This window comes from Saccharopolyspora sp. NPDC045941, from assembly GCF_056431445.1.
The window spans coordinates 146155-167644 of sequence record NZ_JBWKKU010000009.1; the positions used below are offsets into that span (position 1 = coordinate 146155).

Sequence of the window (21490 nt, forward strand, 5' to 3'; positions counted from 1 at the left end):
CTCACGGAGTGCCGGATGAGGCGAGTCGCTCATTACGGGGGAACTGAACGCGTTGCAGGGCGAGACCACGATCACTGCGCCAACGGGCACAAATCCTGGTCCTGGAACGTTTACCAGCGGCACACCATTGCAGTCTCCACTAACGCAGGGGTGAATCACGATGGCGACCGACTACGACGCTCCGCGCCGCGAGTCCGAAGACTTGGCAGAGGACTCGTTGGAGGAGCTGAAGGCGCGACGCAACGATGCGCAATCCGGCGTCGTCGACGAGGACGAAGGGGCGATCGCGGAGAACTTCGAATTGCCGGGCGCAGACCTGTCCGGCGAGGAGATGACCGTCAAGGTGCTCCCGAAGCAGGCTGACGAGTTCACCTGCTCGAGCTGCTTCCTCGTCCACCACCGCAGCCGGCTGGCCGAAACCCGCAACGGCCAGTTCGTCTGCCGCGACTGCGCCGCCTGATCCAGGCGGCCAGGAGTCGACGAGACCGGGAAGTGGCTGGGCACACGCTGACGGCGTGTGCCCAGTTGTCTTCACGGCTCCCCGCCGGCCGGTCGGACCTGCTCACCGGCGGGGGAGGCCGGGTTGGTCAGGACTTCTTCAGGGCGGCGATGAGCCGTTCGGGACGGCGCGTGCTGATCACCCAGTACGGCGTGGGGTCGTCCGGGTCGTTCAGCCAGATCCGCACCGAGGTGCGGATCGACGACCGGTGCACCATGAACGCCGCCGGGTCCAGGTCCGGGCCGAGCGCCCGGCGCTGCTCGGCGGGGGTGATGACCTCCGCGTCCTCGACGAACCGCAGCGGCAGGTGCGCGTCGCCCACCCAGAACTCGCCGTCGACGACCTCGATCTTGGTGCGACCCAGCCAGAGCGGGATCGCGATGGCCAGCGGGATGAGCACGGCGTAAGGCAGCCATGCGCGCACGCCCGGGTAGCCCATGTGCACCGTGGCGGCCATGATCGCGGCTCCGATGACCGGTAGCGGCCACGCCCACCAGGACGTGTACAACCGCTCGCGGAACACGGGATGCCCCTTCGAATTCGCCTGACCGGGCACGTCCCCGGCGATGCTGGCCGCTTCTACGCTTTCCGACACGTCTTCAGGGTAGTCTCGCCGCCCGTGTCGAACGTGAAGGTCCTGCTGACCCGACTTGACCCCGATGTGCCGCTGCCCGCGTACGCGAAATCAGGCGACGCCGGCGCGGATCTGGTGACCACCAGCGACGTGGTGCTCGAACCCGGCGAACGCGTCGTCGTGGGCACGGGGATCGCGCTGGCCCTGCCGGAGGGCTACGCGGGCTTCGTGCACCCGCGCTCGGGCCTGGCGGCCAAGGCGGGGTTGAGCGTGGTCAACGCGCCCGGCACGGTGGATTCCGGGTACCGCGGTGAGGTCAAGGTCTGCCTGATCAATCATGATCGTGCACAACCGCTGTCGCTGCGGCGCGGCGACCGGATCGCTCAGCTCGTGGTGCAGAAGGTCGAGCACGCGGTGTTCGAGGAGGTCGACGAGCTGCCGGCGTCGCAGCGGGGTGCCGGGGGCTACGGGTCCACCGGCGGGCACGAGGTGCTGGCGGTCTCGGGTGCCGAGACCGGTCACAGGACGGAGGTCTGAGGGGATGTTCGGGTGGGGCCGGAAACGGGGCGAACGTGAGGCCGCGGACGAGGCGCTGAACGCCGAGGAAGCGGAAGTCGTGGAGGGCGGTCCGTTCGACTCGAACGAGGCGCCCGACGACGAGGTCGAGCGGCTCGACCTCGGTTCGGTGCGGGTGCCGGTGCCCGAGGGCGGCCAGCTGCAGGTCGAGGTCGACCCGGCCGGGCCGGTGCGCGCCGTGCACCTGGTCACACCGGTCGGCCGGCTGACCGTCAGCGCGTTCGCGGCGCCGCGCAGCAGCGGGCTGTGGACCGAGGTCAGCGCCGAGCTCGCCGAGCAGCTGCGCAAGGACGGCGCCCGGGTGTACGCCGAAGAGGGCGACTGGGGCTCTGAACTGGTTGCGGACTCGCCGAACGCGGCGCTGCGGTTCGTCGGGGTCGACGGGCCGCGCTGGCTGCTGCGCGGCGTCGCGGCCGGGCCGGCGGAGCACGCCGAGGAGTGCGCGAAGCTGCTGTACGCGGTCCTCGACGAGACCGTCGTGGTCCGCGGCGACGACCCGCTGCCGGTGCGCACGCCGCTGCCGATCCAGCTGCCGGAAGCGATCCTGCGCCACATCCAGCAGGCTCAGAACAACGGCCAGCAGGGCTAGGGAGTCGGCGTCGGGCGCCGCCGGAGAACCGGGACGGCGCCCGAGGCGGTTTCGCCGCAGCCGAGACCGGATCGGTTCGGGCGCGGGAATTTTTCGCTTTTCACCGGAAAGAACCAGTGCGAAGCCGAACACCCAGCGTGGCCGTGTTGATCAAGGTTTAGCCGATCGGGCGGGTCAAGTCGGTTATCCCGCCGGGCCCGCGACTACGCCGTTCTCGGCGGCTACGCTGGGGGTGCACGGGCTTCGAGTCGAGCCCCGGAAGCGCACGGGAGCGCTAGATGAGCAAGACCGACGGCGGCTACTGGCGTCGCCTCGTACGCCGCTTGACCAGCGACGTCGCCGAGTTGGACGCCGATGACCTCTCGGAGCGGTCCCAAGCCGGCGGAGCCCAGCGCGCCAGCGACTGCCAGTGCGGGCAGGAGGCCGTGGTGCTCGGTCGGGTGCGCAGCGTGGGCCTGTGCCCGAAGGCGTCGGCACCGACGCTGGAGGCCGAGTTGTACGACGGCACCGAGGACGTGACCCTGGTCTGGCTCGGGCGCCGCCGGATCGCCGGCATCGAACCCGGGCGGATCATCAAGGCCCGGGGCCGGATCGCGGTCCGCGACGGCCGCAAGGTGCTTTACAACCCCTACTACGAGTTGCAGAACACCGCATGAGCGAACGCGACGCATCCGCCGCCGGGACACCAGCCCAGGACGCGGCCGACAACCAGCAGGACCCGACCGCGCAGCGGGCCGGCGATCCCGAGAAGACCCTGCTCGAACAGATGGGCGGCGTCGGCGGGCTGGCCTACTCCGCGGTCCCGATCGTGGTCTTCGTGCTGGTCAGCTCCTTCACCTCGCTGATGCCGGCGATCTGGTCGGCGATCGGTGTCGCGATCGCGATCGCGATCTTCCGGCTGGTGCGCAAGGAGCCGCTGCAGCCCGCCATCTCCGGCGTGCTCGGGGTGGCGGTGTGCTCGTTCATCGCCTACCGCTCGGGCGATGCCAAGGGCTTCTTCCTGCTGGGCATCTGGACGAGCCTGATCTACGGCGGCGTGTTCCTGGTGTCGGTGCTGGCCCGCTGGCCGCTGGTGGGCGTGGCCTGGTCGGCGCTGAACGGGCTGGGCTTCTCCTGGCGCAAGCAGCGCCGGGCGCTGCGCGGCTACGACCTGGCGACGCTGGCCTGGACCGTGGTGTTCGCCGCGAAGTACGTGGTGCAGCAGTGGCTGTACGACTCCGACCAGACCGGCTGGCTGGCGTTCGCGCGGATCGCGATGGGCTATCCGCTGACCGGCCTGGCGCTGATCGTCACGGTGTGGGCGGTCCGCCGCGCTTCGAAGGTCGCCGAGCAGGAGAAGGCCGAAGCCCTGCCGGAGCCGGGAGCCATCGACTCCAAGCCCTCGCTGGGCTGACCCGCCCGGTTCGAGCCGACCGGCAGGGCCGCCGTCCTCGCGCGAGAACGGCGGCCCTGCCGGTCTGGAAACCCGTCAGTCGGTGGGTTGGCGGTCGTGGATGATCGCCCGGATCTGCTGCTCGACGTCCGCGATGGCCACGAACAGCATCTCGTCGCCGGCTTCCAGCGGGTCGTCGGCCTGCGGCACGATCACCCGGCCGCCGCGCAGGATGGTGACCAGCGCCGCGTCGGACGGCAGCTTCAGGTCGCGGACCCGGCGGCCCGCCAGCGGCGTGGAATCCGGCAGCGTCACCTCGACCAGGTTGGCCTGGCCCTGCCGCAGCGTCATCAGCCGCACCAGGTCGCCGACGTTGACCGCTTCCTCCACCATCGCGGCCAGCATCCGCGGCGTGGACACCGCGACGTCGACGCCCCAGGCCTCGGTGAACAGCCACTCGTTGAGCGGGTCGTTGACGCGGGCCACCACGCGGCGCACCGCGAACTCCGTCTTCGACAGCAGCGACACCACCAGGTTGACCTTGTCGTCCCCGGTGGCCGCGATGACCACGTCGCAGGACTCCAGTCCGGCTTCCTCCAGCGACGCCAGCTCGCAGGCATCGGCGAGCATCCACTCGGCGCCGGGGATGTTCTTCGGGTGGTAGTTCTGGATGCTCCGCTCGATCAGCAGGACCTCGTGGTCGCCTTCGAGCAGCTCCCGTGCGATGGACTGGCCGACCGCGCCGGCGCCCGCGATCGCGATGCGCATTACTCGCTCTCCTCGGGGGTGCGGCGGCCCGCCGCCGTGACGTCGGTGACGGTGCCCGACAGCGCCGCCACGTAGACGGTGTCGTCGGCCTGGATGACGGTCTTGGCGTCCGGCAGCACGCCGTTGCCGAACCGCATGATGAACGCGACCCGGGCGCCGGTGGCGGATTCCAGCTCGGCGATCCGGCGGCCGACCCAGCCGTCGTCCAGCGGCAGCTGCAGGACCGCGACGGTGCCGGAGGGCTCGCGCCACGCGGTGGCGACGCCCTCGGGCAGCAGCATGCGCAGGAACCGGTCGGTCGTCCACGGCACGGTGGCCACCGTCGGGATCCCCAGCCGCTGGTAGACCTCGGCGCGCTTGGGGTCGTAGATGCGTGCCACGACGTGTTCGATGCCGAAGGTCTCGCGGGCGACCCTGGCCGAGACGATGTTGGAGTTGTCCCCGTTGGACACCGCGGCGAATGCGGTCGCCCGTTCGATCCCCGCCTCGACCAGGATGTCCCGGTCGAAGCCGTTGCCGGTGACCTGCTGGCCGCGGAAGTCCTTGCCCAGGCGGTGGAACGCCTGGGGGTTCTTGTCGACCACGGCCACGGTGTGATCGAGCCGTTGCAGGGCCGTGGCCAGGGAGGCCCCGACCCGGCCGCAGCCCATGATCACCACGTGCACGACCTTGTCTCCTCGCTGCGGGGGGTGTGGGGTTGTCGGCCACGACCTCGCGATCGTCTGCCGACCGTACCGGCACGGGCGCTGATCCGGTCCGGTTCGCGCCCATCGGTTCCAGGCTGGTGCACCGTACCGGGTGAGACGCCCCCGGGGGCAGGGCGGCGCGCAGGATGTGACCTGAGAGCAATTCCGGCAGCCAGGGTCGTCAGTCGACCCGCCTTTGCGCTTACGCTCTGTGCCGTGTCCAAGCTCGCAACCGCGGCGAAACGGTTGATCGTAGGTCGGCCGTTCCGCAGCGACCGCCTCTCGCACACGCTGCTGCCCAAGCGCATCGCCCTGCCGATTTTCTCATCGGATGCGATGTCCAGCGTTGCGTATGCGCCTGAAGAGATCCTGCTGGTGCTCTCGGCGGCCGGTGTGTCGGCGTTCGCGGTGAGCCCGTGGATCGGGATCGTCGTCGCGCTCGTGATGATCACGGTGGTCGCCTCCTACCGGCAGAACGTGCGCGCCTATCCCTCCGGTGGTGGCGACTACGAGGTCGCCACCGTCAACCACGGTCGCCAGTTCGGCCTGGTGGTGGCCAGCGCCCTGCTGGTCGACTACATCCTCACCGTCGCGGTGTCGATCTCCTCGGCCGCGGCGAACATCGGATCGGTCATCCCGTTCGTGGCCGAGCACAAGGTGCTGTTCGCGGTCGGGGCGATCGCGCTGCTGACCGCGATGAACCTGCGCGGCGTCCGGGAGTCCGGGTCGCTGTTCGCGGTCCCGGTCTACGCCTTCCTCATCGGCGTGCTCGGCATGATCGCCTGGGGGTTCTTCCAGGTGTTCGTGCTCGGCCGCGAGCTGCGCGCCGAGAGTGCGAGCTTCCAGATCCTGCCCGACGAGACCCAGATGGCCGGCGTGGCGTTCGTGTTCCTGGTGCTGCGGGCGTTCTCCTCCGGTAGCGCTGCGCTGACCGGTGTCGAGGCGATCAGCAACGGGGTGCCCGCGTTCCGCAAGCCGAAGTCCCGCAACGCGGCCACCACGCTGGCGATGATGGGCGGCTTCGCCATCGCGATGTTCCTCGGCCTGATCGTGCTGGCCCAGCTGACCGGCGCGGTGATCGCGGAGAACCCGGCGCACCAGCTGATCGGCGCCCCGCCGGGCTACGAGCAGAAGACGCTGGTCGCTCAGCTCGCCGGCGCGGTGTTCACGGGCTTCGCGCCCGGCGTCTGGTACCTGGTGTTCTTCACCGGCCTGATCCTGGTGCTGGCCGCCAACACCGCGTTCAACGGCTTCCCGGTGCTGGGTTCGATCCTGGCGCAGGACCGCTTCCTGCCGCGCCAGCTGCACACCCGCGGCGACCGGCTGGCGTTCTCCAATGGCATCCTGTTCCTGGCCGCCGGCGCGATCATCCTGGTGTTCGCCTTCGAGGCCGAGGTGACCCGGCTGATCCAGCTCTACATCGTCGGCGTGTTCGTGTCGTTCGTGCTCAGCCAGAGCGGCATGATCCGGCATTGGAACAGGTTGCTGCGCAAGGAAACCGATCCGCAGGCCCGGCGCCGGATGCGGCGCGCGCAGGCGATCAACTCCTTCGGCCTGTTCATGACGGCCAGCGTGCTGGTGATCGTGCTGATCACCAAGTTCACCCACGGCGCCTGGATCGCGATCGCCGCGATGGCCGCGATCTACGTGCTGATGACCGCGATCCGCCGGCACTACGACCGCGTGGCCGACGAGCTCAAGCAGCAGGAGGCGGACGCGGTGCTGCCGTCGCGCAACCACGCGCTGATCCTGGTCTCCAAGCTGCACCTGCCGACCATGCGCGCGATCGCCTACGCCCGCGCCACCCGGCCGGACGTGCTCGAGGGCGTCACCGTCAACGTGGACGACGAGGACACCCGCGAGCTGACGAAGCGGTGGGAGGCGGAGAATCTCCCGGTGCCGTTGAAGGTGCTGGAGTCGCCGTACCGGGAGATCACCCGGCCGGTGCTCGAATACGTCAAGCGGATCCGGCGGGACAGCCCCCGCGACGTGGTCACCGTGTTCATCCCCGAATACGTCGTCGGCCACTGGTGGGAGCAGTTGCTGCACAACCAGAGCGCGCTGCGGCTGAAGAGCCGCCTGCTGTTCCAGCCGGGCGTGATGGTCACCAGCGTGCCGTGGCAGCTGGAGTCGTCCGCGCGGGTCCGCCAGAAGCAGCTCACCTCGATGCCGGGCGCGGCCCGGCGCGGGTTGGGTACGAACGGGAAGGTGAACAGTGACCGAAAGGCCGGACTGGACCGGTAGGCGGCTGGAGGTCGAGATCGGGCCGGTCGCGCACGGCGGCCACTGCGTGGCCCGGCACGAGGGCCGGGTGATGTTCGTCCGCCACGCGCTGCCCGGCGAGGTCGTCGTCGCGGAGGTCACGGAGGACGCCGGCGGCGGCTTCTGCCGCGCGGACGCGGTCGAGGTGCTGACCGCGGCGCCGGGGCGGGTCAGCCCGCCGTGCCCGATGGCGGACATGGCGCTCGGCCGCGACCGGTGCGGCGGCTGCGACTGGCAGCACGCCTCCGGCGAGGCGCAGCGGGAGCTGAAGGCCGCGGTGATCGCCGAGCAGCTGCAGCGGATCGCCGGGATCGACTGGCCGGTCCGGGTGCGGGAACTGCCCGGCGGGCTGCTGCGCTGGCGCAGCCGCGCGCGGCTGGCGGTGGACCGCAAGGGCCGGGCGGGATTCCGCGCGCACCGCAGCCACCGGGTGATCCCGGTGGAGGACTGCCCGATCACCGTCGAGGGCGCGCTGGACGGGGTCACGAACCGCCGGTGGCGTCCGGGCGCGGAGCTGACGGTGGCCGCCGATGCCACCGGTGACGTGCACGTCACGGCCGTGGACCACAAGCCGCAGCGCCGGCACGGGCGGGCCGTCGCCCGGCAGGTGCAGGGCAGCGGGGTGGCCCGCGAATCCGCCGGCGGACGGTCCTTCGACGTGGCGGTGCAGGGCTTCTGGCAGGTGCACAAGGCCGCTCCGGACGTCTTCACCGAGGTCGTCGCGCGGCTGGCGGCCGCGCCGGCGGGCGGCGTGGCGTGGGACCTCTACGGCGGGGTCGGCCTGTTCGCGGCCGTGCTCGCCGAGCAGGTCGGCCCGGCGGGCTCGGTGGTGCTGGTCGAGTCGTCGAAGCGCGCGGTGGAGGACGCGGTGGCGAACCTGCGGGACCTGCCGCAGGTGTCGTTCCGGGCGGGCACGGTGGAGGCGGTGGCCACCGACGAGGACCTGCAGGCGCCGGACGTCGTGGTGCTGGACCCGCCGCGCAAGGGCGCGGGCCGGGACGTGGTGGAGTCGGTGACCGCGCGTCGCCCGGCGCGGATCGTGCACGTCGCGTGCGATCCGGCGGCACTGGCGCGGGACGTCGGCCTGTTCGCGGAGCGCGGCTACCGGATGACCGAGCTGGAGGCCTTCGACGCCTTCCCGATGACGCACCACATCGAATGCATCGCACTGCTGGAGCCGGATCCGCGCTGAGCCGGGTCGGGGCCGGGAACGGGATCCATGAGATGACGCAACGCGAACACAAGCCAGAGGTCCTCCCGGCCCCGCCCGCTACCGGGCCCGCGGTGCAGCCCGTCCCGGCACCAGGGACGACGGCGCCGGACGCCGTGCCAGGGCGTCGGGCGACCGCGTTCCTGTCGGCGGCGCTGGGAATCGTGCTGGTCCCGGCCGGTCTGCTGCTGCTCGGTTCGTCGACTGTGCCCGGTTATTTCACCGGGTGGGCCGCGGGCTGGATCGTGGTCGCCGCGGCGGCGTGGCTGGCCGACTCCCGCACGCCGCGCCGCTGGCCGGGCTGGGCGCTGCTGGCAGCCGTGCCGCAGGCGATCGTCAACGTCGTGTTCGCCGCGCCGATCGGCGCGGTCTCGCTGGTTGCCGTGATCGCCTCGCCCGCGCTGGCGGTGCTGGCGCACCGCCGGCTCGTCGGGCTCGCGGGGGATCTCGCGGAGCTGGACGTCGAGATCACGGTGCCGCTCGACGCGCTCGGCAGCGGGCGCCTGTTGATCGGCCGGGACCGGATCGTGCTCGACCGGACCGGCAGCGCCGGACGGGTCCGGCAGGCGCTGCCGCTGGCCGAGCTGGCCTTCGCGCAGGCGGGGGAGATCAGCGGGGAATCGGGCGGCTGGTGGCCGCTACCCGGCGGCACCGGCATCCGCCTGCGCAGCGGCCCGGCGCTCCGGCTGGTCGCCGGGCCGCAGCAGTGGGTGGTCCACGTCGCCGATCCGCAACTGGTCGCCGCGATCGTCCGGCGGCGCGCCACCGCGGCGTGGCCGCTGCGCACCGGCCCGCAGGACCTCGCCGCCTGGCACCGGCTGCGCGGCTGGGCCGCCGCTCGCACCACGACGGTGCGGGGCGGCAGCCGGGCGCACGCCTACCCGGCGTTCCGGATCCTGCTCGGCGGCGTGCTGGTGGTGTTCGGCTCGATGCTGCTGACCACCGCGATCGGCCGGGGCATCGGCGACCCGGCGCTGTGGATCATCGCGGTGGCCGTGCTGGGCGCGGGCGCGTTCCTGGCCGTCGATTGGCTCCGGGTGCGGCGCCGCCTCGATCAGGCCGAATTGCACCAGCTGCCGCCCGGCAGCCCGCCTTGGGGAGACCTCCGCCCGGATCACGCCCCGCTGCCCGAGTGGCGGCCGTTCCCGCGGTGATGACCCCCACAGCGCTGGGCGCCGCCCGGTGAGCAGGGCGGAAAACCGTTCGCGCGGGGCCGGGTCGATCGCTTGGGCCGCATCGGATGCTCCGCCGGCCCCCCGCGGTCCGGGGGAATGCGCAGGTGGCGCTCAGGGTGGTCGCACGGTTACGCACGGTGCCGCGTACCACGCCGGGCCGTCGGCAGGCCCCTCCGTAGACTGGGACGCGCTATGCATCGCGGCGGAGCCAGGCAGCCAGCCCGGCCCCGGCATGCGAATGAACCCGACCGGCACGACGAGTGAGGTGGAACGGTGACGCTGCTGGGGTCCGTGCACAGTCCGGCCGATGTAAAGCGCCTGACGCACCCTGAGCTGGCGCAACTGGCTTCGGAGATCAGGCGTTTCCTGATCGAGAAGGTGTCCCGCACCGGCGGGCACCTGGGGCCGAACCTGGGCGCGGTGGAACTGACCCTGGCCGTCCACCGGGTCTTCGACTCGCCGCGGGACGCCATCGTGTTCGACACCGGGCACCAGGCGTACGTCCACAAGATCATCACGGGTCGGCAGGACGGATTCGACCAGCTGCGCAAGCGCGACGGCCTCTCCGGCTACCCGTCGCGCACCGAGAGCGCCCACGACTTCGTGGAGAACAGCCACGCCTCCACAGCGCTGTCCTACGCCGACGGCCTGGCCCGCTCCTTCCAGCTCGGCGGCAAGCCGCAGCACGCGGTGGCGATCGTCGGCGACGGCGCGCTCACCGGCGGCATGTGCTGGGAGGCGCTGAACAACATCGCCGCGGACCAGGAGCGTCCGGTGGTGATCGTGGTCAACGACAACGGCCGGTCCTACGCGCCGACGATCGGCGGCCTCGCCGAGCACCTCGCCGCGCTGCGGCTGAACCCCAGCTACGAGAAGGCGCTGGAGAGCGGCCGCCGCACGCTGCGCAACCTCCCGGTCGTCGGGCGCTCGCTCTACACCGGACTGCACGCGGCCAAGAGCGGCATCAAGGACGCGATCAGCCCGCAGGTGATGTTCTCCGACCTCGGCATCAAGTACCTGGGCCCGGTCGACGGCCACGACATGCGCGCGATGGAGCACGCGCTGCAGATGGCCAAGTCCTTCGGCGGCCCGGTGATCGTGCACGCGGTGACCCGCAAGGGCAACGGGTTCGCGCCAGCCGAGAACGACCAGGCCGAGCAGATGCACCAGGTCAAGGTCATCGACCCGGAGACCGGGCTGCCGACCAAGCCGGCCCCGAAGAGCTGGACGGACGTCTACGCCGAGGAGCTGGTGCGCATCGGTGCCGAGCGCCCGGACGTGGTGGCCATCACCGCGGCGATGCTCGGCCCGACCGGGCTGAAGAAGTTCGCCGAGGCGTACCCGGACCGCTGCATCGACGTGGGCATCGCCGAGCAGCACGGCATGACCGCGGCGGCCGGGATGGCGATGGGCGGCCTGCACCCGGTGTTCGCGGTGTACTCGACGTTCCTGAACCGGGCGTTCGACCAGCTGCTGATGGACGTGGCGCTGCACAAGCAGCCGGTCACGGTCACGCTGGACCGCTCCGGCATCACCGGTGACGACGGCGCCAGCCACAACGGCATGTGGGACCTGTCGATCCTGGGCCTGATCCCGGGCATCCGGGTCGCCGCGCCGCGCGACGCCGTGACGCTGCGCGAGGAGTTGCGCGAGGCGGTCGCCGTCGACGACGGCCCGACCGTGATGCGGTTCTCCAAGGGCTCGGTGGTCGAGGAGGTCCCGGCCGTGGAGCGGGTCGGCGGCGTCGACGTGCTGCGCCGCTCGGGGGACTCGGACGACGTACTGCTGGTCGCGGTCGGCGCGTTCGGCAAGCTGGCGGTCGCCGCGGCGGAGCGGCTCGCCGCGCAGGGCATCGGGGTGACCGTGGTCGACCCGCGCTGGGTGCTGCCGGTCCCGGAGCAGATCGTCGAGATGGCCGCGCAGCACCGGCTGGTGGTCACCCTGGAGGACTGCGGTCGGCACGGCGGGTTCGGCTGGTCGCTGGCGGCGGCGCTGCGCGACGCGGAGCTGGACGTGCCGCTGCGCGACATGGCGGTGCCGAACCGCTTCCTGACGCACTCCTCGCGCGAGGAGGTGCTGGCCGACCTCGGCCTCACCGAGCAGGACATCGCCCGCCGGATCACGGAGTGGGTCGCCAAGCGCGGTGACGGGCGCGTCCCGCTGCGGGTCGCGGCCGACCCGGACCGCCCGGAAGCCGCCAACGGCTGACCCGTCGGCGTTCCGGTCTCGCCACAGATCAGCGGGTGTCGCCCAGCCCGGGCGACACCCGCTGATCACTGTTCACGTCAGGACTGGCGGGCCAGGTGGTCGGAGAGGTTCCAGGAGCGCCAGCCCTCGTCGGACAGGTCCTCGGTGATCTCCGCGACGACCGGCCCGCGGGCCTCCTCCGGCAGGCCCTGCAGCGCGGGAAGCGCGTCCGCCGACAGCCTCTCCAGGTACTCCTGGTCGAGCCTGCCGGTCGCCTCGAAGCGGGCGATGTTGCGCTCGGCGATGAACGCGTCGGGGTTGAGCGCCGCCAGCCCGAGCAGCGCCGCCATCGCCGTGCCGACCACCGCGGCGGGCAGCCAGCTGGCCCGCAGCCGGGCGCCGGCTGCGATGACCAGCAGGTACACCACGCCCAGCCACAGCTCGCAGGACATCACCAGCAGGCGCATCACGGTGTAGCCGTAAGCGTCCTGGTAGGCCCACATGCGGATCAGCGCGGAGAACACGATGAGCAGCGTGAGCACGGCGAGCGCACCGCCCAGCCCGCGCAGCAGGTTGCGATCGAACTCGGTGCTCTTGGGCGCCCAGCGCGCCGCGGCGCCGATGATCGGCAGGGTGAGGATCGTGACGAACGTCAGCTGCCAGAAGCCGCTGCGGGCGTAGCCCGCATAGGTCAGCTGCTCGGTGTGCTGAACGTGCTGCTCGCCGCCGAACATCGGAGTGCTCTGCACCGCGATGAACGCCGCGAACAGCACAACCAGCACGCCGATCGGCAGCGCCCATTCGAGCCGCCGCAGCGTCTTGACCTCGCGGGTCGTCTCCGCCGGTTCCGGCGGGCGGAGCAGGGTGAAGGCGGCACCCAGGGTGGCCGCCCCGAAGACGACCAGCACGAACGTCCAGCGGAAGAAGGACTCCCCGTCGAGTCGCGGCAGCACGGCCGAGGCCAGCGCCGCGAAGTTCTCGTCGGCGCCGGCGAACAACGCGCCGAAGATCAGCAGCAGCAGAACCGTGACCGCCAGCGACGCCACTAGCCGCAGGCCGACCGAGCCGCGGCCGCGTTCGCGCACGCCCCGCACCGCCCAGGGCAAGGCTCGGAGGGCCGCTACCGGGATCGCGATGGCGGCCAGTCCAAACCCCCGTACGCTCCGCCCACCGGTCACCGCGAGCACTCCGGCGACCCCGGCGGTCAGCACGCACCATGCCGTGAGCCAGTCCGCCGACCGGAAAGCGCACACCGACAGCAGCAGCAAGGCCGTCACCGCCCAGCACACCTGTCCGATGTGGACCTTCCGTTCCGCCTTGCGGCCCACCAGGAACATCCCGGCGGCGATGGTCAGGCCGAGCAGCGGCCAGCCGATCCCGGGCCCGCCCAGCGGCACGAAGATCGCCGCGGCGGCGCCGCCGATCACCGCCGCGAGCAACGCCACGGGAGCGCCCGAGAACCCCGGCCGCGGCCAGAAGGCGTCGAACAGCGGCGGCGGTGGGGCGAACGGCGGATGGGGTGGGGCGAACGGCGGATGGGGTGGCGGATAAGGAGTTCCCGCGGGCATCGGCAGCTGCGCCAGCTGCGCCATCGGCACCGGAGCTCCCTGCACCGATTGCATCGGCGGCAACGGCGCGCCCTGGGCGGCCGGGGGAGGACTCGGCTCGGGGGCTTCCGGAGCGGCGGCAGGTTGATCGGGTTCGACCGCCGGCTCCGGCTGTTCATCCGGTTCGGCCGCGGTGTCCTCACCTGGTGCGGATTCCGCGGACGATCCGTCCGGCGCGTCGGACTCGCCGACCGGCCGCTCGTCCTCCTCGGGCGTCACCTCGCGCCCTGCGGCGTCATCCGGTTCCGGCGCTTGGTTCGGTTTGCCGGGCATGATCCTCCAGCGGTGCGTTGAGCGCTTTTCCATTGGACGCACGAAGGCCGAATCGGTTCACTGGATTTGCCGGATTTCGGGAGGATTTTCCTCCCGGCCCCGGCCCCGGCCGAAGGCGTTGACGTCGGTCCGCTCGGCGGAACGGGCTCGCGGCCGACCGGTCGCGCAGCCGCGCACGTCGTCCCGGCTCCGCCGCCGGGCTGTGGCAGGGTGAACAGGTGCGAATCCTGGTCGTCGAGGATGAGAAGCCGCTGGCCGATGCGATAGCTCGCGGGCTGCGCCGGGAAGGCATGGCCGTGGACGTCGCCTACGACGGCGAGAGCGGGCAGGAGAAGGCGTCGATCACCCGCTACGACGTGCTGGTGCTCGACCGCGATCTGCCGGGCATGTCCGGCGACGAGCTGTGCCGCCGGCTGGTGTCCTCCGGCGAGCTGACCAGGGTGCTGATGCTCACGGCCAGCGGCACCGTCGCCGACCGCGTCGCCGGGTTGTCCCTGGGCGCCGACGACTACCTGGCCAAGCCGTTCGCGTTCGCGGAGCTGATCGCCCGGGTCCGGGCGCTGGGGCGGCGGGCCACGCCGGCGCAGCCGCCGTTGCTCACCGCGCTGGAGCTGGAGCTGGATTCCGCGCGGCGCACCGTGCACCGGCGCGACGGCGAGGTGGAGCTGACCCGCAAGGAGTTCGGCGTGCTGGAGGTGCTGCTGTCGGCCGGCGGCGGCGTGGTCAGCTCCGAGGAACTGCTGGAACGGGTGTGGGACGAGAACGCCGACCCGTTCACCACGACGGTGCGGGTCACGATGATGACGCTGCGCAAGAAGCTGGGGGAGCCGGGCATCATCGAAACCGTGGTCGGCTCCGGCTACCGGGTGCCGTCCGCAGGCGGCGCCGAGCATGCCCGGGACTGAGCCGATGCGCACGGCCGCCCGATCGATCACGCGCCGCGGTCCGGGACTGCGAACCCGGCTGACGCTGCTGGCCACGGCCCTGGTCGCCGCGGTGAGCGGGCTGCTGCTGTGGCTGGGCTGGATGCTGGTCGGCAACGTGGTCGCCGCGGTGCCCCGGCTGCCCGCCGGGACGCTGGTCCGGGTGCACGGCGTGGACGTGCCCGCCGAGCTGCTGGGAGAGGCGCTGCGCGACTCCGCGCGGCAGCAGGTGCTGTTGATCGGCGGATTCGCCTTCGTAGCAGTGGTTCTGGCGGCCGCGCTGCTGGCGTGGACGGTGACCGGCCGGGTCCTGCGCCCGCTGCACGACGTGACTGCGGCGGCGCACCGGTTGTCCGCGGAGTCGCTGGACGAGCGGATCGCGCTGAGCGGCCCGCGCGATGAAGTCGCCCAGCTGGCCGACACCTTCGACGCGATGCTCGACCGGTTGCAGGCGGCGTTCGACTCGCAGCGCCGGTTCGTGGCCAACGCGAGTCACGAACTGCGCACGCCGTTGTCGGTGATCCGCACGGAACTTGACGTCACGCTGTCGGACCCGGACGCCGATGAGGCGGAGCTGCGGCGGATGGCCGATGTGGTCCGGGAAGCGACGGCCCGCGCGGAGCGGCTGGTGGAGGCGCTGCTGCTGTTGGCCCGCACCGAAGGCGTGGAGTTGGCGGTGCGGGAGCCGGTGGACCTCACGGAGCTCGTGGGCCGCGCGCTGCGCGCGGTGGAACAGGAGGCGCGGCAGCGCGGACTGCGCATCAAGTGCTGCGAGGAACCGGCTTTCGCCGTCGGCGATCCGGCGCTGCTGGAGCGCGTCGCGGGCAACCTGCTGGAGAACGCGGTGCGGCACAACGTGGATGGCGGCTGGGTGGAGATCAGCACCGGCAGCGATCCACAGTGGACGACTCTGCGGGTCGCGTCGTCCGGGCCGCGGATTCCGGACGATCAGGTGGAATCGCTCTTCGAACCCTTCCGCCGGGCCGGCGTCCAGCGCACGGCCAGGAACGGCGCGGGCCTGGGCCTGTCGATCGTCCAAGCGGCGGCGAAGGCGCACCACGGCCGGGTCCGGGCGGAATCCCTCCCGGCCGGCGGCCTCGCGGTAACGGTCCAGCTCCCTGCCGCGCCGTAGCACCGTCGGGCCGAGCACGCTCAGACGTCGATGCGATCTGCCACCACCTGCTGGAAATGGGCGCACCGGGTGACGTCCTCGTGATCGCAGCCGAGGGCGCAGTCGATGAGTTCGAGGGACGCCTGCGCGGCGGCGATGCGGGAGCGGAGAGCCGCTGCCTCCTCCCGCAGGACGTCCCTCCGCTTCACGGGATCGCCGGTGGCGGCCAGCGAACGGATGGTGTCGAGGGACAGCCCGGCCTCCTTGGCGCGCAGGATGACGGCGACGCGGGTGAGGTCGGCGGTGTCGTAGCGGCGGCGTCCGGCTGCGTCGCGTGCGGGGGCGAGGAGCCCCATTGCCTCCCAATGGCGCAGGACGTGCGTGGCCAGGCCGAAGCGACCGGCGAGGGCACCGATGCTCATCGGCTCGTGCTCGCTTGACTTCATGCCGACATTAAGGCGCAGCCTGGTGCCCATGATCAAGCGATCGACGGACGACCTCATCGCACGGCTCGACGCGGCCGACCGGCTGCCGGGCGCTGCGGAACTGCGAAGCCTCTCCTACGACCTGCTCGGCGTTGGCCCCGGGAGGTCGGCGGTGGACGTCGGATGTGGTGCCGGACGTGCCGTGGCGGAGCTGGCCGAACGAGGTGCGCGCGCCATCGGTGTCGACCCGGACGAGCAGATGATCGCCGTCGCCCGCGACCGGTGGCCCGGGGCGGACTTCCGGATCGCCCGGGCGTGCGAACTGCCGCTGGCGGACGCCTCGGTGGACGGTTACCGGGCCGACAAGGTGTTCCACGAACTGGCCGAGCCGGAGCGGGCCTTGGCGGAGGCGCGCCGGGTTCTCGCACCCGGTGGGCGGATCGTGCTGCTGGGCCAGGACTGGGACGACATCCTCATCGACTCCGACGATCCGGTCCTCACCCGGACCATCGTGCACGCCCGCGCCGACCTGATCACCAGCCCGCGCGCCGCCCGCCGCTACCGGAACCTGCTGCTGGACGCCGCGTTCGACGACGTGGCGGTCGAGGTGCGCACCGGCGTGTTCACCGGGAAGCCGATGCTGCCCATGCTCACCGGACTCGCCGCAGGAGCCCGCTCCACCGGCGCCATCACGCGCGAGCAGGCGGACGGCTGGATGGCCGAGCAGCGTGCGCGGGCGGAGGCCGACCGGCTCTTCCTCGCGCTGCCGATGTTCGTGGCAGCGGCCGTCAAGCGAGCCGGGCCGGTGCCGAACGCTCGCGGGGCTATGGAGCCTGTTTTGGATGTCGTGGTGTGAGGTGCGGTATCGCGGGGTTTTGTCTTTGAAGCGGCGCAGCCGCTTAGCCCACCCTCGCAGCTTGCACCGCTGCGGGTTCTCAGGGGTCTTCTCGCGAGGACAGCCCCGGCGTGGTGAATTGGCATGAGTCGGGGATCCCGCAGCGAGAAGGCGACCGTAATTCCCGCAGGGGGGCCGCTACCGGCACCGCCACGCAGAGCGAGTTTCGAAACAGGCTCTATAGCCGGAGCGAGGCCACATCGAGTTCGAACGGGACCGGGCTGGCGGTGATCCGCGCGCCCCCATGACCGGCCTTCGCGGTCGCGTCGCACACGTAGCGATCGTTCTCGAGGCGGTAGGCGGCGAGTTCGACGGGGCCGCTGTGGTCCTGGGCGACGCTCCAGAAGTACGGGATGCCGGCTCGCTCGCAGGCCTGGAACTTCTCCTGCTGCTCGCTGGAGGTGTTGCCCGGGGACCAGATCTCGCCGATGAGCAGGGCGTTCCCGGGCTGGAACGACGTGCCGACGGGCGGCGTGTCGAGGACGACGAAGTCGGGGATGAGGGCGGAGCGGTAACTCGTGCTGATCTCGATCCCGATGCCACCGACCACATAGAGACCGGTCCGCCCGGCAGCGGTGATGGCCTGGTCGAAGAGCGAGATGATCCGCTTCTCGGCCCACTGGTGCTGCCCGGTCGGCGGCGGCGTCACGAGCCAGTACCCCTCGATGAGCTCCAGGCGCGACCCATCCTCCCGGGCGGGCAGCGCGTGCCAGTCGGCGATCGTGAACGGCCCCAGTTCGTGCCGGACAAGCGCGGTCACCGGCCATCACCTCTTCTCCGTCCGGCTCCATCATGGCAGAACACGGCACCGAGCTCGCGCACGCGAACGGGGCCGGGGCGAAACGCCCCGGCCCCGTCGGCTGCGAATCGCCGGTCAGGCGGACACGGAGGCCACGCCCGGGGCGAGGAATCGCTTGCCGTTGATCTTCTCCGAGACGCCGGCCCGGTCCAGGTACGGCGTGATGCCGCCCAGCCAGAACGGCCAGCCCGCGCCGAGGAGCATGCACAGGTCGATGTCCTGCGCCTCGATGACCACGCCCTCGTCGAGCATGATCCGGATCTCCTCGGCCAGCGCGTTCAGCGCCCGGTCGCGGACCTGCTCGGACGTCGACGGCTTGTCGCCCTGCTCCCACAGCGCCGCGACCTCGGGGTCCACGACCTGCCCGCCCGTCGCCCGGCCACCGCCCCCCACGGAGGCGCTTTGCGCCGCTGACTGATTGGACTCGTCGGTGATCCACACCGCGGCCTTGCGCGCGTCGACGAACCGCCGCATGTTGTCGCTGAGCCCGAACCGGTCCGGGTAGGCCGCGTGCATCGTCTCGTTGACGTGCTGGGCGACCGCCGGGCCGACCAGCTGCAGCAGCACCATCGGGCTCATCGGCAGGCCGAGCGGCACCAGCGCGTTGTCGGCCACCTCGAACGGCGTGCCCTCGTCGATGGTCGCGATGACCTCGCCCATGAACCGGGTCAGCAGCCGGTTCACCACGAACGCCGGCGCGTCCTTGACCAGCACGCACGACTTCTTCAGCTGCTTGCCGACCTTGAACGCGGTCGCCAGCGCCGCGTCGTCGGTCTGCTCGCCGCGCACCACCTCCAGCAGCGGCAGCACCGCGACCGGGTTGAAGAAGTGGAAGCCGACGACCCGCTCCGGGTTCTTCAGCTTCGAACCCATCTCGGTGATCGACAGCGACGAGGTGTTGGTGGCCAGGATCGCCTCGGGGGAGACGTGCTCCTCCAGCTCGGCGAACACCTGCTGCTTGACCGACATCTCCTCGAAGACGGCCTCGATGACGAAGTCGGCGTCGGCGAACGCCTTCTTGTCCAGGGAGCCGGTGACCAGCCCCTTGAGCCGGTTCACCGCGTCCGGCGACAGGCGGCCCTTGGCGGCGAGCTTGTCGATCTCGCCGTGGATGTAGGCCACGCCCCGGTCGATGCGCTCCTGGTCGATGTCGGTGATCACCACCGGCACCTCGAGGCGGCGCACGAACAGCAGCGCCAGCTGACCGGCCATCAGCCCGGCGCCGACCACGCCGACCTTGGTGACGTTGCGAGCCAGCGACTTGTCCGGCGCCCCGGCGGGCCGCTTGGCGCGCTTCTGCGTCAGGTCGAAGGAGTAGAGCCCCGAGCGCAGCTCGTCGGACATCAGCGCGTCGGTCAGCGCCTCGGTCTCGGCGGCGTAGCCGGCGTCCAGGTCGTTGCCGCGGGCCAGCTCGATCAGCTCGACGGCCTTGGTCACCGCGGGGGATGCGCCGTGGGTGCGCGTCTCGACGATGCCCTTGGCGCGGGCGACGGCGTCGTCCCAGGCCTTGCCGCGGTCGATCTCCGGGCGGGTCACGGCCTGCTCGCCGTTGATCACGCGGACCGCCCAGCGCAGCGACTCCTCCAGGAAGTCCGGGCTGGCCAGCAGCTCGTCGAAGATGCCCAGCTGACGGGCCTTCTTCGGGTTGAGCATCCGGTTCTGGCTGAGCGCGTTCTCGATGATCACCGTCACCGCGGCGTCCGGGCCGATCAGGTTCGGCAGCAGCTGGGTGCCGCCCCAACCCGGGAACAGGCCCAGGAAGCACTCCGGGAAGGCGATGGCGCCGGCGTTCGCCGCCACCGTCCGGTAGTGGCAGGACAGCGCCAGCTCCAGGCCACCGCCGAGCGTCGCGCCGTTGACGAAGGCGAAGGTCGGGATCTTCGACTCGGTGAGCCGCCGGAACACGTCGTGCCCGGTCTGCGCGATCTGGTGGGCGTGTTCCCGCTCGGTGATCCGCCCGATGCCGGAGAGGTCCGCGCCCACGGCGAACACGAACGGCTTGCCGGTGACCGCGATGGCCGCGGGCTCGGCGGCGAACGCCTCGTCCAGTGCGGCGTTCAGGCTGGTCAGACCGCCGGGACCGAAGGTGGACGGCCGGGTGTGGTCGTGGCCGTTGTCGATGGTGATCAGCGCGAGCTTGCCGGCCAGGCCGGGCACGTCGACGAGCCGGGTGAACGCCTTGGTCACCACTTCGTCGGGGAACAGCGCCGCGAAGTCGTTGGTCATCGGGCGTCTCCAGCGTTGTAGTTCGGGTTCTCCCAGATGACCGTGCCACCCATGCCGAAGCCGATGCACATGGTCGTGATGCCGTACCGCACCTCGGGGCGCTCGGCGAAGTGCCGGGACAGCTGCGTCATCAGCCGCACGCCGGAGGAGGCCAGCGGGTGGCCGCAGGCGATCGCGCCGCCCCACGGGTTGACCCGCGGGTCGTCGTCGGCGATGCCGAAGTGCTCCAGGAAGGCCAGCACCTGGACCGCGAAGGCCTCGTTGATCTCGAACAGGCCGATGTCGTCGATGCTCAGCCCGGCGCGCTGCAGCGCCTTCTCGGTCGCGGGCACCGGCCCGACGCCCATGACCTCGGGCTCGACGCCCGCGAAGGAGTAGCCGACCAGCCGCATCCCGACCGGCAGGCCGAGCTCGGCCGCGGTGTCGGCGTCGGCCAGCAGGCAGCCCGTCGCACCGTCGTTGAGGCCCGCGGCGTTGCCCGGGGTGACCCGGCCGTGCGGGCGGAACGGCGTCTTCAGGCCGCTCAACGCCTCGACGGTGGTGCCCGGGCGCGGCGGCTCGTCGGTGGTGGCCAGTCCCCAGCCCTGCTCGGAGCGGGTGGACACCGGGACCAGGTCCGGGGTGATCTTCCCGGCCCGCAGCGCCTCGTCGTAGCGCTGCTGGCTCAGGGCCGCGTAGGCGTCGGTGCGCTGCTTGGTCAGCGTCGGGTACCGGTCGTGCAGGTTCTCCGCGGTCGAGCCCATGATCAGCGCTGACGGGTCGACGATCTTGTCGGAGACGAAGCGCGGGTTGGGGTCGACGCCCTCGCCCATGGGGTGGTTGCCCATGTGCTCGACGCCGCCTGCGATCGCCACGTCGTAGGCGCCGAAGGCGATGCCGCTGGACACGGTGGTCACGGCCGTCATGGCACCGGCGCACATCCGGTCGATGGCGAAGCCGGGGACCGACTTGGGCAGCCCGGCCAGCAGCGCCGCGCTGCGGCCGATGGTCAGGCCCTGGTCGCCGATCTGGGTGGTGGCGGCGATGGCGACCTCGTCGATGCGCTCCGCCGGCAGTTCCGGGTGCCGCCGCAGCAGCTCCCGGATGACCTTGACGACCATGTCGTCGGCGCGGGTCTGGGCGTACTGGCCCTTCGAACCGGCCTTGCCGAACGGCGTGCGTACGCCGTCGACGAAGACCACGTCCCGAACCGCTGGGCGGCTGCGGCTGTCGGCGGGTGCCGACGCAGGTGCGGCCACGGCGTGCTCCTCACTGGCTTGGTGGATGGTGCTGGCCGGATCGTCGGTCGATTACCGGCCGGTAACCGCACTCTAGCGCTTATTACCCGTCGGTA

General features: G+C 71.5%; 20 protein-coding genes. 12 read left to right on the plus strand and 8 right to left on the minus strand.

Annotation, left to right across the window (positions count from 1 at the left end):
- Positions 1 to 160 precede the first annotated feature (160 nt).
- A complete protein-coding gene (locus AC07FN_RS09900; RefSeq protein ID WP_093265014.1) occupies positions 161 to 460 on the plus strand; it encodes a DUF4193 domain-containing protein in 300 nt (99 codons plus the stop codon).
- A gap of 127 nt (positions 461 to 587) precedes the next feature.
- On the opposite strand, the gene AC07FN_RS09905 is transcribed toward AC07FN_RS09900, so the two are convergent.
- The gene (locus tag AC07FN_RS09905; protein ID WP_478395279.1) at positions 588 to 1094 is read right to left on the minus strand and encodes a DUF3093 domain-containing protein; all 507 of its coding nucleotides are present in this window, start codon (positions 1092 to 1094) and stop codon (positions 588 to 590) included.
- A 24-nt stretch (positions 1095 to 1118) separates the two neighbouring features.
- On the opposite strand from AC07FN_RS09905, the gene dut reads away from it, so the two are divergent.
- From dut to AC07FN_RS09925, 4 genes are all read left to right on the plus strand, one after another.
- Complete coding sequence (gene dut / locus AC07FN_RS09910) at positions 1119 to 1610, plus strand: dUTP diphosphatase (protein WP_478395280.1); 492 nt, start codon at positions 1119 to 1121, stop codon at positions 1608 to 1610.
- Between the two features lie 4 nt (positions 1611 to 1614).
- A complete protein-coding gene (locus AC07FN_RS09915; RefSeq protein WP_478395281.1) occupies positions 1615 to 2238 on the plus strand; it encodes a DUF3710 domain-containing protein in 624 nt (207 codons plus the stop codon).
- A 278-nt stretch (positions 2239 to 2516) separates the two neighbouring features.
- Positions 2517 to 2894 carry an OB-fold nucleic acid binding domain-containing protein gene (locus AC07FN_RS09920; RefSeq protein ID WP_093265007.1) on the plus strand — a complete coding sequence of 126 codons (378 nt, stop codon included), beginning with the start codon at positions 2517 to 2519 and terminating at the stop codon, positions 2892 to 2894.
- Positions 2891 to 3631, plus strand: coding sequence for a DUF3159 domain-containing protein (locus AC07FN_RS09925; RefSeq protein ID WP_478395282.1), 741 nt, complete (start codon positions 2891 to 2893; stop codon positions 3629 to 3631). Before AC07FN_RS09920 ends, AC07FN_RS09925 begins: the two co-directional genes overlap by 4 nt.
- A gap of 75 nt (positions 3632 to 3706) precedes the next feature.
- On the opposite strand, the gene AC07FN_RS09930 is transcribed toward AC07FN_RS09925, so the two are convergent.
- Complete coding sequence (locus AC07FN_RS09930) at positions 3707 to 4378, minus strand: potassium channel family protein (RefSeq protein ID WP_132482984.1); 672 nt, start codon at positions 4376 to 4378, stop codon at positions 3707 to 3709.
- Entirely contained in the window at positions 4378 to 5043 is a 666-nt protein-coding gene (locus tag AC07FN_RS09935) for a potassium channel family protein (RefSeq protein ID WP_478395283.1), read from the minus strand. Before AC07FN_RS09935 ends, AC07FN_RS09930 begins: the two co-directional genes overlap by 1 nt.
- Positions 5044 to 5280: 237 nt before the next feature.
- Here AC07FN_RS09935 and AC07FN_RS09940 point away from each other — a divergent pair, with 237 nt between their 5' ends.
- From AC07FN_RS09940 to dxs, 4 genes are all read left to right on the plus strand, one after another.
- The gene (locus AC07FN_RS09940; protein WP_478395284.1) at positions 5281 to 7308 is read left to right on the plus strand and encodes an APC family permease; all 2028 of its coding nucleotides are present in this window, start codon (positions 5281 to 5283) and stop codon (positions 7306 to 7308) included.
- Positions 7280 to 8518, plus strand: a complete 1239-nt coding sequence (locus tag AC07FN_RS09945; protein ID WP_478395285.1) for a class I SAM-dependent RNA methyltransferase — start codon at positions 7280 to 7282, stop codon at positions 8516 to 8518. Before AC07FN_RS09940 ends, AC07FN_RS09945 begins: the two co-directional genes overlap by 29 nt.
- Positions 8519 to 8550: 32 nt before the next feature.
- Positions 8551 to 9690, plus strand: a complete 1140-nt coding sequence (locus AC07FN_RS09950; RefSeq protein WP_478395286.1) for a hypothetical protein — start codon at positions 8551 to 8553, stop codon at positions 9688 to 9690.
- A gap of 294 nt (positions 9691 to 9984) precedes the next feature.
- Positions 9985 to 11919: a 1-deoxy-D-xylulose-5-phosphate synthase gene (gene dxs / locus AC07FN_RS09955; RefSeq protein WP_478395287.1), complete on the plus strand. Its 1935-nt coding sequence runs from the start codon at positions 9985 to 9987 to the stop codon at positions 11917 to 11919.
- Positions 11920 to 11996: 77 nt separating this feature from the next.
- On the opposite strand, the gene AC07FN_RS09960 is transcribed toward dxs, so the two are convergent.
- Positions 11997 to 13778, minus strand: coding sequence for a DUF4153 domain-containing protein (locus AC07FN_RS09960; RefSeq protein ID WP_478395288.1), 1782 nt, complete (start codon positions 13776 to 13778; stop codon positions 11997 to 11999).
- 218 nt (positions 13779 to 13996) lie between these two features.
- On the opposite strand from AC07FN_RS09960, the gene AC07FN_RS09965 reads away from it, so the two are divergent.
- Together AC07FN_RS09965 and AC07FN_RS09970 are read left to right on the plus strand one after the other, a co-directional pair.
- Positions 13997 to 14683 carry a response regulator transcription factor gene (locus tag AC07FN_RS09965; protein WP_452612812.1) on the plus strand — a complete coding sequence of 229 codons (687 nt, stop codon included), beginning with the start codon at positions 13997 to 13999 and terminating at the stop codon, positions 14681 to 14683.
- The gene (locus AC07FN_RS09970) at positions 14670 to 15833 is read left to right on the plus strand and encodes a sensor histidine kinase (protein WP_478395289.1); all 1164 of its coding nucleotides are present in this window, start codon (positions 14670 to 14672) and stop codon (positions 15831 to 15833) included. Before AC07FN_RS09965 ends, AC07FN_RS09970 begins: the two co-directional genes overlap by 14 nt.
- Before the next feature lie 20 nt (positions 15834 to 15853).
- On the opposite strand, the gene AC07FN_RS09975 is transcribed toward AC07FN_RS09970, so the two are convergent.
- Positions 15854 to 16258 carry a MerR family transcriptional regulator gene (locus AC07FN_RS09975; protein WP_478395290.1) on the minus strand — a complete coding sequence of 135 codons (405 nt, stop codon included), beginning with the start codon at positions 16256 to 16258 and terminating at the stop codon, positions 15854 to 15856.
- 28 nt (positions 16259 to 16286) lie between these two features.
- On the opposite strand from AC07FN_RS09975, the gene AC07FN_RS09980 reads away from it, so the two are divergent.
- Positions 16287 to 17093 (plus strand): methyltransferase domain-containing protein, encoded by an 807-nt coding sequence (locus AC07FN_RS09980; protein ID WP_478395291.1) that lies wholly within the window; start codon positions 16287 to 16289, stop codon positions 17091 to 17093.
- Between the two features lie 217 nt (positions 17094 to 17310).
- Here AC07FN_RS09980 and AC07FN_RS09985 read toward each other — a convergent pair whose 3' ends face one another.
- The 3 genes from AC07FN_RS09985 to AC07FN_RS09995 all read right to left on the minus strand — a co-directional run bounded on the left by AC07FN_RS09985 (position 17311) and on the right by AC07FN_RS09995 (position 21395).
- Complete coding sequence (locus AC07FN_RS09985; protein ID WP_478395292.1) at positions 17311 to 17892, minus strand: Uma2 family endonuclease; 582 nt, start codon at positions 17890 to 17892, stop codon at positions 17311 to 17313.
- Between the two features lie 114 nt (positions 17893 to 18006).
- Complete coding sequence (locus tag AC07FN_RS09990; protein ID WP_478395293.1) at positions 18007 to 20157, minus strand: 3-hydroxyacyl-CoA dehydrogenase NAD-binding domain-containing protein; 2151 nt, start codon at positions 20155 to 20157, stop codon at positions 18007 to 18009.
- The gene (locus tag AC07FN_RS09995) at positions 20154 to 21395 is read right to left on the minus strand and encodes a thiolase family protein (protein ID WP_452612806.1); all 1242 of its coding nucleotides are present in this window, start codon (positions 21393 to 21395) and stop codon (positions 20154 to 20156) included. Before AC07FN_RS09995 ends, AC07FN_RS09990 begins: the two co-directional genes overlap by 4 nt.
- Positions 21396 to 21490: the final 95 nt, after the last annotated feature.

What these genes read in the sequence shown, in the direction of transcription:
- AC07FN_RS09980 (WP_478395291.1), top strand. Translation starts at nt 16,287, where the DNA reads ATGATCAAGCGATCGACGGACGACCTCATCGCACGGCTCGACGCGGCC.
- AC07FN_RS09925 (WP_478395282.1), top strand. Translation starts at nt 2,891, where the DNA reads ATGAGCGAACGCGACGCATCCGCCGCCGGGACACCAGCCCAGGACGCG.
- AC07FN_RS09950 (WP_478395286.1), top strand. Translation starts at nt 8,551, where the DNA reads ATGACGCAACGCGAACACAAGCCAGAGGTCCTCCCGGCCCCGCCCGCT.
- AC07FN_RS09960 (WP_478395288.1), bottom strand. Translation starts at nt 13,778, where the DNA reads ATGCCCGGCAAACCGAACCAAGCGCCGGAACCGGATGACGCCGCAGGG.
- AC07FN_RS09930 (WP_132482984.1), bottom strand. Translation starts at nt 4,378, where the DNA reads ATGCGCATCGCGATCGCGGGCGCCGGCGCGGTCGGCCAGTCCATCGCA.
- AC07FN_RS09920 (WP_093265007.1), top strand. Translation starts at nt 2,517, where the DNA reads ATGAGCAAGACCGACGGCGGCTACTGGCGTCGCCTCGTACGCCGCTTG.
- AC07FN_RS09900 (WP_093265014.1), top strand. Translation starts at nt 161, where the DNA reads ATGGCGACCGACTACGACGCTCCGCGCCGCGAGTCCGAAGACTTGGCA.
- AC07FN_RS09970 (WP_478395289.1), top strand. Translation starts at nt 14,670, where the DNA reads ATGCCCGGGACTGAGCCGATGCGCACGGCCGCCCGATCGATCACGCGC.
- AC07FN_RS09990 (WP_478395293.1), bottom strand. Translation starts at nt 20,157, where the DNA reads ATGACCAACGACTTCGCGGCGCTGTTCCCCGACGAAGTGGTGACCAAG.
- AC07FN_RS09915 (WP_478395281.1), top strand. Translation starts at nt 1,615, where the DNA reads ATGTTCGGGTGGGGCCGGAAACGGGGCGAACGTGAGGCCGCGGACGAG.
- AC07FN_RS09975 (WP_478395290.1), bottom strand. Translation starts at nt 16,258, where the DNA reads ATGAAGTCAAGCGAGCACGAGCCGATGAGCATCGGTGCCCTCGCCGGT.